The organism is Methylocapsa sp. S129 (genome assembly GCF_009765995.1).
In the GTDB taxonomy this organism is placed as follows: Bacteria; Pseudomonadota; Alphaproteobacteria; order Rhizobiales; family Beijerinckiaceae; genus Roseiarcus.
On record NZ_LMUI01000047.1, the window covers coordinates 153,552 to 168,772 of the forward strand.

Consider the following 15,221-nt stretch of genomic DNA (forward strand, 5'->3'; position numbering starts at 1 on the left):
CGCATGGCTCGGTTCGCGCCGCGCCATGCGCGTTCGCCGCAATAGAGAATGAACGCTGATGAAGGCATCAAACCTCAACATAAAGCCGCTCGCTAACGAGTTGGGCGTGCTGTTGCGCCATTGGCGCGACAGGCGCGGCAAAAGCCAGTTCGATCTCTCCCTCGATACGGGCGTGTCGCAGCGGCACATCAGCTTCATCGAAAGCGGGCGCAGCGTTCCCAGTCGCCAGACATTGCTGGATATTGCGCAAGCGCTCGATATTCCCCTTCGCGATCGCAACCCATTGCTGCTGGCGGCGGGCTACGCCCCCATCTATTCCGAGGGCGCCTGGAATGGTCCGGAAATGCAAAGCGTAACGAGCGCGCTCGGGCGTATTTTGCGCCAGCATGACCCTTTCCCCTCATTGGTGATGGATCGCTACTGGAACGTGCTGATGACCAATGAATCGGCGCCGCGCTTCTTCAATTGCTTCACGGATATGGCCGCGCGTCGGAGTCCGCGCAACATGCTGCATCTGATGTTCGACCCGGAAGGCATGCGCCCGTTTATCGCCAATTGGGAAAACGTCGCGAAAAGCCTGTTCGAGCGCGTCTATCGTGAATCCGTCGGGCGCGTCATCGACGAAAGAACCAAAGAACTGCTGGCCGCGTTGCTCGCCTATCCCGATGTGAAAACCGAATGGAAGACGCCCATCGCTCTGCGCGCCATGCCCGTCATACCCATCAGCTTTGTTAAAGACGACAAGGCGATGAATTATTTTTCGATGGTCACGACCGTCGGAACCCCGCAAACGATCGCCGCGCAGGAATTGCGTATCGAGTGCATGTTTCCGGCCGATGAAGCAACGGAGGCTCGTCACATCGCGATGATGAGCAATGTTCCGGCGCATCGCTGACTTCTGCGTCCCATTTCTCTCGGGCTCCCGCATTGGACAAACACCGTCGCGTCGCCGCAACCTCATGCGCGAAACGAACGCAAGATTCTGGCGTGATTCCGTGGCCGTTGCATGCCTTTCCGCTCGCGGTGAAGAACACCTGGCGGCGGTCAAGGGCCTGCCCGTGATCATGGGGTCGCCGATCCTGAAGGGCTTCGGACCTGGCGCTGGTCCGTTCGGTGCAGAGGTTTCGCGCGCCCTTTTGCGCTTCCCTTCTCCGTCAAGATCGTACATCGTGCGCCGTCTTGGCGTTCGCCGCGTCTGCTGGGACGCCGGATAGACGCCGTGGCTTGGGCTGATTTCGGGGTAAGAATGTCCTTGTTGTTTCGGAGGACGGCGCTGGGACTTTGCGCCGCCGTTGCTCTTGTTCTGGCCGCGCCCGGACCGGCGGCGGCCGATGCGCGGCCGGCGCTCATCCTGAGCGACGGCGAGCATCAAAACGCCCCTGAACCCGGAAATTCGGCAAACGACGCCCAGGATCTGGTTCAGGCGCTTGGGGGCGTCGGGTTCGACGTCATCGCGCATCGCGATGCGATGGCCGAGGCGACGCATGATTTTTCTGACCGGCTCGCCGGGGCCGATGGCGTCTATCTTGCGGACTCCACCCCACAAGCGCCGGCTGCCGCGGCGCCTCTCGCCAACACACGGACGCCTGCGCCCTTCACTCCCAAAGAGGCGCCAGCCGAGCCGCGCGACGCCTCCGCGCCGCCGTCGGCGCCCGCCACCGAATGCGACAAGATCGCCGCGCTGCGCGCGCCGTTTTCGTCGCCCGACGCGGTGCATGAGATAAACGAAACCGACTGGCGCCAAGGCGTCGAGGCTTGCGCGGCGGAAGTGCAGGCGCATCCTGACGAGATGCGTTTTGTATACCAGCTCGGCCGCGCGCAGGACCATCTGAAGAACTACATTGAGGCGTTGCGCGACTACAAAACCGCCGCCGGCGCAGGCTTCACAGAAGCGATGGTCGACCTCGGCGCGCTTTATTATTTAGGGCACGGCGTGATCCAAAGCTACCCAACCGCGTTCGACTACTTCAGCAAGGCTACGGCCGCGGGGTCGAACCGCGGAATGGCCAATCTCGCGGCCATGTATGGCGACGGCGTCGGCGTCGCCAGGGACGACGCCAAATCGTTGGATCTTGCCGAGAAAGCGATCGAGGCCGGCAATCCGTTCGGACTCAAGATCGTCGCGGATCATTACTTCAATGGCGCTGGCGTGCCTCGCGACTATCCGATGGCGGCGCAATATCTTCAGCAAGCCGCGGACATCGGCGACGGACGGTCGATGAAGTTCCTGGCCAACATGTACGAGAGCGGCTATCTCGGGCCGCCCAATCCGGAAAAGGCCGGAGCGCTTCGCCTTCGCGCGCAGCAAGTCGACCCGGAAAGCCGCGACCCGATACCGGCGCGTTTGCCGATGCTGCGACAAGCGTCCGCTGCAAGTGCGCAGATCGGGCAGACGATCCATCGACGACGCTATGTCGTCTACCGCCCCTCGTACGGGACCTCGTACAATCCCGCATGGCAAGCGGCGCCAGGGGATACGCGCTGCTGCCCCAACAATATGTTGGTCTGCCCGCTTGGCAGGCACTTTTGCGGACATTGATGGCGGTCGCCAGCACCAACGACCGGAATTGCGGCGACGCTTTACTGGAGCGCGCGGTAAAGCCAATTCCGGTCATCCGGAATGATTTTTCGCGCTAAAGCTGAGCTTCGATAGCCGCCTTATCGATAACCGACCATACCTCGAAAATCTTCTCTCTCCGAAATTCATAGAATACGTTCTCGGTAAAGGAAACTTTCCTCCCGTTGACAGGGAGCCCAAGGAATTTTCCTTTTGGCGCACAGTTGAATTCCAGCCGGCCCGCTATGTAAGGGGGATCGGCAACCAGCAGTTGAATATGGAAATAAAGGTCTGGAATTTCATAAAAATCTTTTTCCAGCATCGCGCGATAGCCCGATATTCCGAGCCGCTGACCATTGTGGCGCGCTTCATCGTCGACAAACTGCTCCAGCCTCGGCCAGTCCTGCTGATTAAGGCAAGCGATGTAGTCTCTGTAGATGTTGGAGAGGTTTGCTTTTTTCAAAATTATTTGCCAGGTCCCCGCCGCGGCGGCTTGTTCTTGGGGCCGATTTGGCCTTTGGATTTTCCCCGCTTCATTTCCTCATGCGGCTTAAGCTGCACGCGGAGCATGGCGGCCATGATCGCAGCCGCTTCCGTCGGAGTTTTGAAACTTGGCTTGTCGGACATGCCGCCGCTCTCCCTCTGAAAACGCAAAAGACGCCAATTGGGGGCGTGGCGAGGGCCCGGCTATGGCGCAACGCCCTGCACAGCCGCTTAGGCCGCGCAATATAGAGCCGAATGGCGCCATAGGGAAACATTGACCACTGTCGGCTCCCGGCCAGACCGCGGCCCGACCAACCTCCCCGGCCTTGCCAACGTTTGCGAACGCCAAATGATGCAAAAGACGGCGAAGAATGGTATCGATCACATTGCCGGCGCGATGCTCTACGACGTCGAGGAAGTTGCGCGCATGAAATCGAAGAAGTCTTCTGCTGGCAGAAGGCCCAAGCAGGGCGCCGCCCGCAATGGCGCATCTCACGGTTCGCCGCCAAATATCACCATGCAAAAGGTTGCAAAACTCGCCGGCGTTTCTGCGATGACGGTTTCGCGTGCGCTCAAAAGCGACGCCGTTATTTCGCCGCTGACGAGAGACCGCGTCCTCAAGGTCGTCAAGCAGACCGGTTACGTGCCCGACGCCACGGCGCGCGTCTTCGCCTCGGGCCGGTCCGGGTTTGTCGCGGTGCTCGTCCCCTCAATCAACAGTTCAAATTTTGCCGATACCGCGCGCGGTATGACTGGCGCCTTCGAGCGGGCTGGACTGCAGATCCTGCTCGGCGACACCGGTTACTCCCTGAAGCGCGAGGAAGTTCTCATCGGCATATTGTTGAAACGGCGGCCTGAAGCGATCGTCTTGACGGGCGGCGTGCACACGCCGGAAGCCCGCAAAATGCTCGCGGCCGCGGATATTCCGATTGTCGAAATTTGGGATCTGCCGAAAGCGCCGCTCGGACATGTCGTCGGCTTCTCCAATGCGGCGGCAGGTCGCGCTATGGTGCGCTATCTCTATGATCGCGGGCGCCGGCGCATCGGCTTCATCGGCGGAACGACCAACCGTGACATTCGCGGGTCGGAGCGCCGCGCCGGTTACATCAAGGGGGTGAAAGAACTTGGCCTCCCGGAAGGGCGGATTGTCGCCTTCGGGAAGCCGCCTGTCTCGATCGAGCAGGGAGGCGAAGCCTTGGGACTGATGCTCGAGCAATGGCCTGATGTTGACGCGGTCGCCTGCGTCTCGGACCTGTCCGCCTTTGGGGTCCTGATGGAGTGCCACCGCCGCGGCATTGCGGTGCCCGGCCGACTCGCCATTGCTGGATTTGGCGATTTTGACGTCGGACGTTGCGCATGGCCGCGCCTGACGACAATCGGAATCGACTGCGTCGGCATCGGGGAACGTGCGGCGGAGATCGTATTGGACGCCATAGGGGCCCGCGACCGGCGAGGGGCTATGCCGCCTGCGCGGGTGACGATGGAATTTAAGGTAATCGCGCGTGAGACGACTTAAATTTCATGGCCGTCTCGCCGCCAAAGAGACAGCCGCCCTTTCATCATTGAGGCCACCACGACCGATCGCTTGCACGAGATCGATGTTATCGATAACATCCTTCGTCGATTGAGCGAAACTAAAAACAAACGCGATTGGCGGGGGGAGGAGCGGTGCACAACCAAACAAGCGCGACGCAAACGCCGCTCATCCAGTTCGATGGGATCGTGAAGCGCTTTGGCGGCGTGACGGCCGTCAGAGGCGTGACTCTCAGCGTTCGCCCGGGCGAAATTCTGGCGCTCCTTGGAGAAAATGGAGCAGGGAAGTCCACCCTAATCAAGACGCTCGCCGGCATTCACGACCCTGACGAGGGCGTCATCTACTATCGGGGCGCGCCCTACCGACATCGTCCGCCCACTTTCGGCCAGCGCCAGCCGGTCGCCTTCATCCATCAGGATCTCGGCCTGGTCGACTGGATGACCATCGCCGAAAATATCGCCCTCGCGATCGGCTATCCGCAGAAACGCGGAATCATAGACTGGCGCGCCGCGGAAGCGGCGACCAGCGCTGCGATGGCGCAGGTCAATTGCCCGCTGGATCCCACAATGCGCGTGCGCGACCTGACGCGCACCGAAAAGTCGCTTGTCGCCATCGCCCGCGCGCTTGCGGTCGAATCAAACGTGCTCGTTCTGGACGAGCCTTCGGCCTCCCTGCCCGCCGATGAAGTGCATCGTCTGTTCGACGCCTTGCGTCCGCTCAAGGCGCGGGGCGTGGGCATGATCTATGTCTCCCACCGCCTCGACGAGGTCTTCGAGATCGCAGACCGCATCGCCGTCCTGCGCGACGGCAGTCTTGTCGGCGAACGCAGCGTTGCGGAGACGTCACCCGAAGAACTCGTTTCGCTGATTGTCGGCAAGGCGCTGGAGCGCTTCGAAGGTTCGACGCGCGTCGAGGACCACGCGCCGCGGCTGGAGGCCAAAAAGCTCGCGGTCGAAGGCGCAGGCCCGGTTGATTTCGCGGTGGCGAAATCGGAAATTGTCGGTTTGGTGGGATTGCGCGGGGCCGGCCACGAACGGATCGGCCGGGCTCTGTTCGGCTCCATGACGCATAAGGGCGAAATATGGCTTGACGGAAAGCGGCTCAACCTGATCGACGCCGCGGCGGCGATGGCGGCGGGAATAGGCCTCGTCGCGCGTGAACGGGTCGATGAATCGACCGCCGCCGGCCTGTCCATTCGCGAGAATACATTCGTCAATCCCGGCGCTGTCGGGCGAGGGATTGCGTCTTTTCTATCGCCGCGCAGAGAAGCGCGCATGGCGCGTGAGATCGGCGCGCGCGTCGGCTTGCGGCCGAACGCCCCGGACCTACCGATCGAGGCTCTGTCGGGCGGCAACCAGCAAAAGGTTGTCGTCGGCCGCTGGCTGGCGATCGGCGGCAAGGTGCTCATCGCGGAGGATCCGACCGCGGGCGTGGACGTCGGCGCAAAGGCCGAAATCTACCGTTTGCTCGATGAGGCGCTGAAGACGGGGCTTTGCGTCGTCGTTGTCTCGACCGACTTCGAGGAAGTCGCGCGTTTGTGCCATCGCGCCCTGGTTTTCTCGCGCGGCGAAATCGTCGCCGAATTGTCGGACAAGGACATCACTATCGAGCGCTTGATACACGCCGCCTCCGTTTCCGGGCGCGCTGCTTAAGGGAGGACGAATTGGCTTCGTCGATCAAATCCACCGCTCTGGAGCCGACACGTTTCGAGATGGAGCACGCGACGCCCTTTGAGCGCGTCAAACGATTCGCGCCGGTCTATGGCCTTGTCATTCTGGCCGTTCTACTCGGCGTGCTCTTTTCGATTCTGCTTCCCGAGACATTTCCGACGATGATCAATTTGCGCTCGATCATCGGCGATAAGGCGATCATCGCCATTCTATCGTTGGCCGTGATGATCCCGATGGTCACCGGCAAGATCGATCTCACCGTCGGCTACGGGATCGTCCTGTGGCACATTCTGGCGATTTCCCTGCAGACAAAATACGGCTTTCCTTGGCCGCTCGCGGTTCTCACCGTTCTGACTTTGGGCGGTCTTGTCGGTTTCCTCAACGGGGTGCTGGTCGAAATCGCGCAGATCGATGCTTTCATCGCGACATTGGGCACAGGCACCGTCCTTTACGCCATCGCCATGTGGCACACGCAAGGACATCAGGTCATCGGCGTCGCGCCGGACGGTTTCTATGCGATCGCCGGATCGTTTTTCCTCGATCTGCCGATCACGGGCTATTACGTGCTCGCCCTGACGCTCGCTCTTTGGGTCATTCTCGAATATCTGCCGATCGGGCGTTATTTGTACACCATCGGCGCCAACCCGAAGGCCGCCGCGCTGAACGGCATTCCGGTGCGGCGCTACACGATCATCGCCTTCGTCTCGTCGGGCGCGCTGACCGCCTTTGCCGGCGTTCTGCTCGCCTCCCGTTTGCGCATCGGCCAGGCCAGCGTCGGACTCGAATATTTGCTGCCGGCGCTGGTCGGCGCGTTTCTGGGCTCGACCACGATCAAACCGGGGCGCGTCAATGTGTGGGGCACGATCGTCGGCGTCGCCATTCTCGCCATCGGCATTTCAGGCATCCAGCAGTTCGGCGCTTCGTTTTTCGTCGAACCCTTGTTCAACGGCGCCACTCTCTTGGTCGCCATCGGCATTGCCGGCTACGCGCAGAGAAGGCGCGGAGTCGGCGCACTACGCGCGCCAGCGTCACTGGCGCAAGCCAACGGGAATTCAAACAAGCCCGCGGCGACCCCCAAGGGAGAATGAGCATGTTGAAGACAGTTCTTTTGGCGAGCGTGTGCGCGCTGGCCGTCAACGCCAGCGCGGCCCGCGCTGACGAATATAGCGACATGGCGGCGGCGAAGGCCAAGGCTGCGACCGCGCATGCCGATAAATGGGACGGCCCGACGACAGGACCAAAAATCGTCTCCAACAAAACCATCGTCTTTGTCGCCGGCGACCTCAAGAACGGCGGCATTCTGGGCGCCTCCGAGGGCTTGAAGGAAGCGGCGGCGGCGGCCGGCTGGAAGGTGACGGTCGTCGATGGGCAAGGGTCCGTTTCAGCGCGCACCGCCGCGATGAACCAGGCGTTGACGCTCAAGCCCGACGGCATTGTCGTGGGCGGGTTCGACACCAAGGAGCAACAGGTCGCTTTTGACGCCGCCGCCAAAGCGGGAGCCATTGTGGTTGGCTGGCACGCGGGAACCCGTCCAGGGCCAGAACCCGAGGCCGGCATTTACGCCAATGTGACGACCTCGCCGCAAGACGTCTCGGACACAGCCGCCTTTCAGGCGATCGCCGATTCCGGCGGCAAGGCGGGCGTCGTCATTTTTACCGACACGCAATATGAAATCGCCGTGTTCAAGGCGCGCACGATGGAGGCTGCGATCAAGAAATGCGGCGGCTGCACGGTGCTTGAATTCGTCGATTCGCCGATCGGCGAAAGTTCGCAACGCATGCCGCAATTGACGACGACGCTGCTGCAGAAATACGGCGCCAAATGGACCTATTCGCTGGCGATCAACGATCTCTATTTCGACTTCATGGGGCCCTCGCTCGCGGCGGCCGGCATGAAGGGCGACGGCGCGCCCAAAGCGATCTCGGCCGGCGACGGCTCGGAATCGGCTTTCCAGCGCATTCGCGCCAAGCAATATCAGGCGGGAACGGTGCCCGAGCCGCTGAACGAGCAGGGCTGGCAGCTCGTCGACGAACTCAATCGCGCCTTCAATAAAGCGCCGTGGTCCGGCTTCATCTCCGGCATCCATCTCGTGACGCCCGACAATATCGCGTTCGACGGCGGCCCGAAGAACATCTTCGATCCCGACAACGGCTATCGCGACGAATACAAGAAAATCTGGGGCGTGAAGTGATCTGAGGCGGACACGCCCGCCGCAAATCGCTCCCTTCCTCCCCGGAGGAAGGGAGATTGTCGTTGAGCCAGCCATCTGAGGGAGCGCTGTCCAGGCCGTCGCCGCAATACCCGTAAAGCCAGGGTAAAGCGCGAGCGCTGAAAATAATTCCGGCCGGCGCGATGCATCGCCGGGCGCCGGGGCGTCCTACTCCACGTCACTCGCATGGAGGAGCCCCGCAATGGTTGATTTATCCCGCATCCCCGTCACTCTCATCGGCGCCAGCCGCGGTCTTGGCCGTGTCCTGGCCGAAAACTTTCATCGTCTCGGCGCGCAGGCGCTGGTTGTGGCGCGAGGCCAGGCCGGCCTCGACGCCCTGGCGCGCGACCTGCCGGGCGCAGCGGTGCTGGCGTGCGACGCATCGGCGGCCGATGCGCCGGACCGCGTCTTCGCCGTCCAGGCGCCGCGCATCCTGATCCTGTGCGGCGGCGCGATGCCGCCATGCCGCCCCTTCCCCGAGGTCGACTGGGAGGCGTTCAGCGACAACTGGAACAACGATGTGCGCATGAGCTTCCATTTCCTGCAGGCGGCGCTGAAGCGGCCTCTGCCGCCGGGCGCCACCATCGTCACCATCACCAGCGGCGCCGTGCGCCAGGGCTCGCCGATTTCCGGCGGCTATGCCGGCGCCAAACAGATGCAGATCTTCATGACCGGCTATGCCCAGAAGTCGGCCGACCGCGCCGGCCTCGACCTGCGGTTCCTATCGCTGGCTCCGGCGCGCCTGATGCCGCAGACGGATATCGGCGCGGCGGGGGTCAAGGGCTATGCCGCCTATACCGGCGCCAGCGAAGCCGCCTTCCTCCAGGCGATGGGCCCGGGACAGACGCCGCAACAAGTCGCCGACGCGCTGCTCGACCTGATCGCGGATGCGCCGCCGGGCGGCAATTTCATCGTTTCCCCCGATGGCGTAGCGGCGCTAAGCTGATGCGAATGGAGACGTCGATCGCCATAGCCGATGCTTCCGGCGCGCCCGATGCGTCGGGCGCCTTTTCCGCGCTGGCCGGCGCCATGCGCAGCGAGCTCAAGCGCCATTGCTATCGCATGATGGGCGGCTTGCAGGACGCCGAAGACTGCGTCCAGGAGACGCTGCTGCGCGGCTGGCGCGAATTCGCCAGCTTGCGCGACGGGACGGCGGGGCGATCGTGGCTTTACAGCATCGCCACCCGCGTCTGTCTCGACGCCCTGCGCACGCGCCGACGGCGACAGACCCTGTTCGGCCCCAGCCTCGATGAGATCGAGCCGGGGACGGAGCCGTGGGTCGAACCATGGCCGGGCGAGGTTCCCCCGACCGGGCCCGAACGTGGACAGGATATCCGGCTGGCCTTCGTCTCGCTGCTGCACGGGCTGTCGCCGCGCGCCCGCGCCGTGCTGCTGCTGCACGAGGGCGTGGGCATGACGGCGGCGGAGGCGGCGGCCGCGCTCGGCATCAGCGTGGCGGCGGCGCGCAGCGCCCTACAGCGGGCGCGGACCGCCCTGCCCCCGCCCGATGTCGCGGCGGGGGACGACGCGCCGGTGGAGGCCTATGTCGACGCCTGGAACGCGGGCGACGTCGGCGCGCTGATCGGCCTTTTGCGCAGGGACATTGTCCTGACCATGCCGCCGTGGCGCCGCACATTCATTGGCCGCGACGCGGTCGCGCGCTTCATGACCGGCGTCTGGCCGCGCTATGACGGCTTCCGCGCCGTCGCCGTCGTCGCCAACGGGCAGCCGGCGGCCGCCGTCTACACCCGCCGCGGCGAAGCGCCTTATCTACCGCATTCCCTGCATGTCCTGGCGGGCGGCGGACAGGTCGGCGAGATCGTCCTCTACGCCCCGCCGCTCGGCGCGAACCTGTTCGCCGCCTTCGGCCTGCCGCCGACGGGCTGACGCCAAGCCGATCGGCCGGGCGATGTTTTCGCCCCGGCATAGCCGCGCCATCATGTCGGGATCGCTCGGTCCTTCGAGGAGGTCGGCGAAGCGCGCAAAGCGTTGTCCGGCGGGGCCACGACGTCTCGACGCCCGCTCACTTGTCGACCTGCGCTTGCTCGACCGGCGACGCCGTCGCGGGGTTCGGATAGGTCGGCTCCCAGCCGCCGCCGAGCGCCTTATAGAGCTGGACAAGGTCGACGGAGACGTTGACCGTACTCTGCACGAATTGCTGCTGCGCCTGGAGAACGGTGCGCGCGGTGTCCAGCACGGTGGTGAAATCGGCGACGCCGTCGTTGTAGCGCGCGCGCGCCAGCGTCAGCGCCTGCTGGGAATGCTCGACCTGACTGGCCAGGCGGCTCCGCTTTTGCTGCTCGGTGCGATAGGCGATCAGCGCATTGACGACGTCGTGCCACGCCTGCAGGACGGCTTTGCGATAGGCGATCGCCGCTTCCTGCTGCTGCGCCTTGCTCAATTCAAGCATCGCCTTGAGTTTGCCGCCCTCGAAGATCGGCAGTGAGAGGCTCGGGCCCGCTAAATATTGAAGCGAGCTTCCCTTGAACAGATTGCTGGAAGTGAGGGAGTCGAGGACGAGCGTGCCGTTCAACTGGACGGTCGGGTAGAAAGACGCGACGGCGACGCCGATGTCGGCGGTCTCAGCGTGCAACTGGTCTTCGGCGCGCCGGATGTCGGGGCGCCGGCGCGCGAGTTCGGAGGGGATGCCGATCGGCACGCGGGCCGGCGTCGGCGGCACCGCCTTGGCGCGCGCAAGCTCGGCGCGCAGGCCGTTCGGCGGCAGATCGAGCAGCAGGCTCAGCGCATTGATCTGCTGCGCCTCCTGCTGCTCGAAACCGGGAATCTGGGCGCGCACGGCCTCGACCTGCGCCGCCGCGTTCTCAACGTCGAGGCCGGTCGTCAGGCCCTTTTCCTGGCGCGTGCGGGTCAAGTCCAGGAGGTCCCGCTCGATCTTCAGATTCTCGTTGGCGTTGCCGAGCAGCGCCTGAGCGCCGCGCAGTTCGATATAATCGCGCGCCACCTCCGCCAGGATCGACACCAGCGTGTCGCGTCTCTGGTCCTCGGAGGCCTCGACCTGGGCATCGGCGGCTTCGACCTGACGCCGCACGCGGCCCCAAAGATCGAGTTCCCAGGAGGCGTCGAACCCCGTGGTGTATTCGTTGATCGCGCCGATCGGCGCCGGCGCCGCGCCCCCGCTCGGCAGCAGGCCCGAGAGCAGGCTGGCGATGCCGTTCTGGCTGTAAAGTTCGCGCTGGTATTTGGCGGTCCCCTCGAGAGACGGAAGTTCGGCCGACGCCGCGGCGCTACGCTGGAAGCGACTCTCGGCGATGCGCAACGTGGCCGTTTTCAGGTCGAGATTGGCGGTCGCCACGCGCGCCTCCAGGCTGGTCAGCGCAGGATCGCCGAACGCCTTCCACCAAGTGGGGTCTGGCGGCCTGGAGATTGCCGAACTCGGCGAGGCCTCCTTGGCCGACGTCGCCGCCGCTGGGTTGGCGAAGCGGGCTTGCGGCAGGCCGGAGTCCGGCGGCGTAAAATCCGGCCCGACGTTGCAGGCCGCGAGAACCGACGCTGCGACCGCAACGGCGGCGATGCGCTTCTTTGACATAGCGAACAACCTCACGCCGGCGGGCGTCGCCTCAATCGAGACGATCGCACGCGAACCCCGCGCCGCCGCAGCCGCGCTTTTCCAATAGACTAAGGCGAGATCGATTGGCCGGAATAGACCTTATCGTCCCAACCCTATCCGCCGCGCCGTCTAATGCGCGCCGGCCGCGCCCGCGCTCGCGGTCTTGCCCGACAGCAGGAAGCAGAACGGAACCACCGCAAACGAAACCATCGCCAGCAGGAAGAAGACGTCGGAATAGGCGAGCACCGCCACCTGCGTCATGAAGTCGCGATAGACGCGCCCCACCGCGATCGCGTGCACGCTGCCGGCATTGTGGCCCAGCGCCGCGAGCGCCTGCTCGTATTTGGCCACCAGCACGTTATAGGGCTGGTGGAACGGCGACAACCATTGCGAGAGATAGGATTGCTCGATCTGGCTGCGCTGCACGACGAGCGCCGTCGAGGCGGATATGCCGATCGACCCGAACACGTTGCGGAACATCGAATAGAGCGCCGCCCCGTCGCCGCGCAAGTTGCGCGGTAGCGTCAGGTAGACGACCGTGCTGATCGGCACAAACAGGAAGGCGAGGCCGGCGGTCAGAAAGCTGCGCATGAGCACCAGCGTCGTGAAATCGATGTCGGGCACGAGATCGCTCGAATAGACCATCGCGCAGCCCATGATGAAGAAGCCGATCGCGATCACCACCCGTGTCTGCATGAACGTCATCAGCCGCCCAACGACCGGAATGAGCAGGATGACGACGATTCCGCCGGGCGACAGGATGAGACCGGACCAGGTCGCGGTATAGCCGAGGATTTGCTGCGCGAAGACGGGGATGATCACCGCGCTGGCGTAGAGGATCGCGCCCATCGCAGCGATCATCAGACAGCCGCCGGTGAAATTCTTGTCCTTGAAGACGTCCAGGTTGACGATCGGGTCCTTGGCGACGAGCAGCCAGAGAACGGCGGCGACGATGCCGACAAAGGCGATCACCGACATCGTGACGATGAACGACGAACCGAACCAATCCTCGTCCTCGCCGCGATCCATCACGATCTGCAGGCAGCCCAGGCCGATGGTGATGAGGGAAAGGCCGACATAGTCGATGCCGCGGCTTTTCTTGTTCTTCTCCCAGGGCGGGTCCTCGACCAGGATCGAGTTCAGGAACACCGCGATGATTCCGACCGGCACGTTGATGAAGAACACCCAGCGCCATGTCGCATTGTCGGTGATGATGCCGCCGAGCGTCGGCCCGAGAATCGGCGCGACAACGGTGGCGATCGCCGCCACGCCAAAGGCGGCGCCGCGCTTTGCCGGCGGAAAGGAATCGAGAATGATCGACTGTTGGTTCGGCTGCAGGCCGCCGCCGAAAAAGCCCTGCATCAATCGAAACACGATGAGCTGCCCGAGGCTGGTCGATATGCCGCACAGAAACGAGCAGACGGTGAACATCGTCAGGCAGATCAGGAAATAGCGCTTGCGGCCGAGCAGGTCGCCGAGCCAGCCGGAAATCGTCAGCACGATGCCGTTGGCGACGAGATAGGACGTCAGCGTCCATGTCGCCTCGTCGCTGCTCGCCGACATGGTGCCCGCGATATGCGGCAGCGCGACATTGACGATGGTGGTGTCGAGAATCTCCATGAAGGCGGCGAGCGTCACCGACACTGCGATCAGCCACGGATTGAACCGCGGCTTCCATCCGGCGCCCGCCGCGTGCGCGTCGCTCATTGCCCCGTCACCGTCACTGTCGGGTCGACGGATAGGCCGAGCGGCAGCGGCAGGTCGGGATCGAGCCCGCTGTCGATGACGATCTTGACCGGCACGCGCTGCACGATCTTGACGAAATTGCCGGTCGCGTTCTCGGCGGGGAAGGCGGCGAATTTCGAGCCCGAGCCCATCTGGATGCTGTCGACATGGCCGCGCAGGTCAAGCTGCGGATAGGCGTCGACCCTGATCTTGGCCGACTGGCCCGGCCGCATCTGGGCGAGCTGGTTCTCCTTGAAATTGGCGGTGATCCAGACGTCGGGCGAGACGATCGAGAAGATCTGCTGGCCCGGCGAAACATAATTGCCGATCTCGACGTTGCGCTTGGTGATCCAGCCGTCCTGCGGCGCGCTGACGATCGTCCACGAGAGGTTGAGATTGGCCTGGTTGAGCCGCGCCTCGGCCTGCTCGACCTGTCCGTTCAATTGTCCGACCTGCTGGTCCGTCTCGCCGATGCGCTGCTGCACCGGCGAATTCTGCTGGACCTGCGCGTCGGCGAGCATCACCTGCGCGTCGGCCTGGGCGAGCGCGGCGTTGGCCGCGTCGACCTCCTGCTGTGTCGTGGCGAGTTTCGGCAGGCTCTTCTGGCGGTCGTCGTCGGCCTTGGCCTTGAGCTGGTTCGCCTTGGCGCTGGCGAGTTGCGCCTGCGCCTGCTCCAGCAGCGCTGGAAAATTCTTGCGCGCGATCTCGGCGCCGTACACTTGGCCCTGATATTGGCGCTTAGCCGTCTCCAGGGCGCCCTCGGCCTGATCGCGCGCGATCTGATATTGGCGCGGGTCGATGTGGATCAGCGCCTGTCCCTTGTGCACGAACTGATTGTCCTTCACGTCGAGCGAGGCGACTTCGCCGGCGACCTGCGGCGCGATGTCGACCGCACGGCCGTCGGTATAGGCGTCGTCGGTGCTTTCGAGGCCGCGGGTGGTGATCCAGTAATAGGCGCCGCCAGCGACGAGCAAAGCGATGACCGCGACGCCGATCAGCCAGACGACGGGGCGGCGGCGGCGCCGGGCGGCCTCGCCCGCGTCGCCTCCCTTATCCGCGTCGTCCCGACCACCCTTGGCCTTGCCAGGCGCTTGCGCAGCGGAATTGCCGGGTTCGCCGGCCGCCGCTTCGCCCGTCACGGATTGGTCTTTGTTGCTCTCTTGATCGGTCTGACTTTCGGCCATCAGCCTTTGCTCGCTTGACGATCGGATGCGTCGAGGATTGTCGCGGCTTGCGTCGCCGCCAATGAAGTCTAACCGACATTCGCCAGATGGTCACTGGTTCGAGCCCAATTTGCGAACGTTCCGGGTTCCAGGCAAGCCGAGATGACAGCAACCGCGGCTCTCGACCTTCGCGCTGATATGGCGTTTAAGCGATGGCGCGCCCGGAATGACGCTTGCCAATGCTAAACGGGCGCGCCTAACGATTGATGCGCGCTCCCCGGTTGCATGGGATGCGTTCAAGACTGTGTGATT

General features: G+C 63.8%; 12 protein-coding genes. 8 read left to right on the forward strand and 4 right to left on the reverse strand.

Features of this window, described 5'->3' with window-relative positions; all coding sequences use genetic code 11:
- Nucleotides 1-58: 58 nt before the first annotated feature.
- The gene (locus GSQ90_RS24975; protein WP_158817676.1) at nt 59-895 is read left to right on the forward strand and encodes a helix-turn-helix domain-containing protein; all 837 of its coding nucleotides are present in this window, start codon (nt 59-61) and stop codon (nt 893-895) included.
- Between the two features lie 351 nt (nt 896-1,246).
- Entirely contained in the window at nt 1,247-2,539 is a 1,293-nt protein-coding gene (locus GSQ90_RS24980) for a tetratricopeptide repeat protein (protein WP_158817677.1), read from the forward strand.
- Nucleotides 2,540-2,633: 94 nt separating this feature from the next.
- Here the strand turns inward: GSQ90_RS24980 and GSQ90_RS24985 are convergent, their stop codons facing one another.
- A complete protein-coding gene (locus GSQ90_RS24985) occupies nt 2,634-3,020 on the reverse strand; it encodes an ester cyclase (protein ID WP_158817678.1) in 387 nt (128 codons plus the stop codon).
- A gap of 447 nt (nt 3,021-3,467) precedes the next feature.
- Here GSQ90_RS24985 and GSQ90_RS24990 point away from each other — a divergent pair, with 447 nt between their 5' ends.
- The 6 genes from GSQ90_RS24990 (at nt 3,468) to GSQ90_RS25015 (ending at nt 10,340) form a co-directional block, all read left to right on the forward strand.
- Nucleotides 3,468-4,556, forward strand: coding sequence for a LacI family DNA-binding transcriptional regulator (locus GSQ90_RS24990; RefSeq protein WP_210254980.1), 1,089 nt, complete (start codon nt 3,468-3,470; stop codon nt 4,554-4,556).
- 152 nt (nt 4,557-4,708) lie between these two features.
- The gene (locus GSQ90_RS24995) at nt 4,709-6,226 is read left to right on the forward strand and encodes a sugar ABC transporter ATP-binding protein (protein ID WP_158817679.1); all 1,518 of its coding nucleotides are present in this window, start codon (nt 4,709-4,711) and stop codon (nt 6,224-6,226) included.
- Between the two features lie 59 nt (nt 6,227-6,285).
- Nucleotides 6,286-7,332 carry an ABC transporter permease gene (locus GSQ90_RS25000; RefSeq protein ID WP_158817715.1) on the forward strand — a complete coding sequence of 349 codons (1,047 nt, stop codon included), beginning with the start codon at nt 6,286-6,288 and terminating at the stop codon, nt 7,330-7,332.
- 2 nt (nt 7,333-7,334) lie between these two features.
- Entirely contained in the window at nt 7,335-8,435 is a 1,101-nt protein-coding gene (locus tag GSQ90_RS25005; protein ID WP_158817680.1) for a substrate-binding domain-containing protein, read from the forward strand.
- Between the two features lie 220 nt (nt 8,436-8,655).
- Nucleotides 8,656-9,399: an SDR family oxidoreductase gene (locus GSQ90_RS25010; protein ID WP_158817681.1), complete on the forward strand. Its 744-nt coding sequence runs from the start codon at nt 8,656-8,658 to the stop codon at nt 9,397-9,399.
- Nucleotides 9,399-10,340, forward strand: a complete 942-nt coding sequence (locus GSQ90_RS25015) for an RNA polymerase subunit sigma-70 (protein WP_158817682.1) — start codon at nt 9,399-9,401, stop codon at nt 10,338-10,340. The genes GSQ90_RS25010 and GSQ90_RS25015 overlap by 1 nt, the downstream gene beginning before the upstream one ends.
- Before the next feature lie 136 nt (nt 10,341-10,476).
- On the opposite strand, the gene GSQ90_RS25020 is transcribed toward GSQ90_RS25015, so the two are convergent.
- The 3 genes from GSQ90_RS25020 to GSQ90_RS25030 form a co-directional block, all read right to left on the reverse strand.
- Nucleotides 10,477-12,000 (reverse strand): efflux transporter outer membrane subunit, encoded by a 1,524-nt coding sequence (locus GSQ90_RS25020; protein ID WP_158817683.1) that lies wholly within the window; start codon nt 11,998-12,000, stop codon nt 10,477-10,479.
- A 150-nt stretch (nt 12,001-12,150) separates the two neighbouring features.
- Nucleotides 12,151-13,728: a DHA2 family efflux MFS transporter permease subunit gene (locus GSQ90_RS25025; RefSeq protein ID WP_158817684.1), complete on the reverse strand. Its 1,578-nt coding sequence runs from the start codon at nt 13,726-13,728 to the stop codon at nt 12,151-12,153.
- Nucleotides 13,725-14,930 (reverse strand): HlyD family secretion protein, encoded by a 1,206-nt coding sequence (locus tag GSQ90_RS25030; protein WP_158817685.1) that lies wholly within the window; start codon nt 14,928-14,930, stop codon nt 13,725-13,727. Before GSQ90_RS25030 ends, GSQ90_RS25025 begins: the two co-directional genes overlap by 4 nt.
- Between the last annotated feature and the right edge of the window lie 291 nt (nt 14,931-15,221).

What these genes read in the sequence shown, in the direction of transcription:
- GSQ90_RS24980 (WP_158817677.1), top strand. Translation starts at nt 1,247, where the DNA reads ATGTCCTTGTTGTTTCGGAGGACGGCGCTGGGACTTTGCGCCGCCGTT.
- GSQ90_RS25020 (WP_158817683.1), bottom strand. Translation starts at nt 12,000, where the DNA reads ATGTCAAAGAAGCGCATCGCCGCCGTTGCGGTCGCAGCGTCGGTTCTC.
- GSQ90_RS24975 (WP_158817676.1), top strand. Translation starts at nt 59, where the DNA reads ATGAAGGCATCAAACCTCAACATAAAGCCGCTCGCTAACGAGTTGGGC.
- GSQ90_RS25000 (WP_158817715.1), top strand. Translation starts at nt 6,286, where the DNA reads ATGGAGCACGCGACGCCCTTTGAGCGCGTCAAACGATTCGCGCCGGTC.
- GSQ90_RS25025 (WP_158817684.1), bottom strand. Translation starts at nt 13,728, where the DNA reads ATGAGCGACGCGCACGCGGCGGGCGCCGGATGGAAGCCGCGGTTCAAT.
- GSQ90_RS25015 (WP_158817682.1), top strand. Translation starts at nt 9,399, where the DNA reads ATGCGAATGGAGACGTCGATCGCCATAGCCGATGCTTCCGGCGCGCCC.
- GSQ90_RS24990 (WP_210254980.1), top strand. Translation starts at nt 3,468, where the DNA reads ATGAAATCGAAGAAGTCTTCTGCTGGCAGAAGGCCCAAGCAGGGCGCC.
- GSQ90_RS25030 (WP_158817685.1), bottom strand. Translation starts at nt 14,930, where the DNA reads ATGGCCGAAAGTCAGACCGATCAAGAGAGCAACAAAGACCAATCCGTG.
- GSQ90_RS25005 (WP_158817680.1), top strand. Translation starts at nt 7,335, where the DNA reads ATGTTGAAGACAGTTCTTTTGGCGAGCGTGTGCGCGCTGGCCGTCAAC.
- GSQ90_RS25010 (WP_158817681.1), top strand. Translation starts at nt 8,656, where the DNA reads ATGGTTGATTTATCCCGCATCCCCGTCACTCTCATCGGCGCCAGCCGC.